We start from the raw sequence: 473 nt of genomic DNA, 5'->3' as shown, positions 1-473 counted from the left end.
GCCCGCAAATCCGGTTGTTTGCTGGTCCATTTCGTCGTCGTTCAGGATGTGTGCAAGCCCATACCGGCGCGGATTGCTGGGCTCTAGCCTCGTAGCATGACAACAACATTCGCAGTTCATTACACATACGGCATCGACTCTGCGGAGGGTCGACGGGATCATCTTGGCGAGCACGCACAGTTCCTCATTGCGATGCAGGAGCGTGACGAGCTTCTGCTTTGCGGTGCCTACTCGGACGAGTTGCATCCTGGTGCTTTGCTCGTTGTGGCGGCGTCGAGCGCGGACGATGCGAGGCGGGCGGTCGAGGGGGACCCGTACAACAAGCTCGGTTTCATCGACGAGATCGTGGTTCGGGAGTGGGTCAGCCGGCTGGGTTCTCGCACGAGCGCGCTTCAGTCTGTCGAGATAGCTTAAGGCCGCCGTTATCGACCAAGCCGGACACTTGCCGGTGTTCGAACGCGAGGAAGACTTTT

At 59.4% G+C, this 473-nt stretch carries 1 protein-coding gene; it reads left to right on the top strand.

The window, feature by feature from the left end; all coding sequences use genetic code 11:
* Window positions 1–96: 96 nt before the first annotated feature.
* A complete protein-coding gene (locus AC5RU7_RS21060) occupies window positions 97–414 on the top strand; it encodes a YciI family protein (RefSeq protein ID WP_494053883.1) in 318 nt (105 codons plus the stop codon).
* The last annotated feature ends 59 nt before the right edge of the window (window positions 415–473 follow it).

The sequence above is a fragment of the Arthrobacter sp. K410C genome (assembly GCF_059090105.1).
Note: the sequence above shows the minus strand (reverse complement) of the source record. Positions and strands in the feature narration are given on the sequence as shown.

Coding starts and splice junctions, on each gene's coding strand:
- AC5RU7_RS21060 (WP_494053883.1), top strand. CDS start 97: ATGACAACAACATTCGCAGTTCATTACACATACGGCATCGACTCTGCG.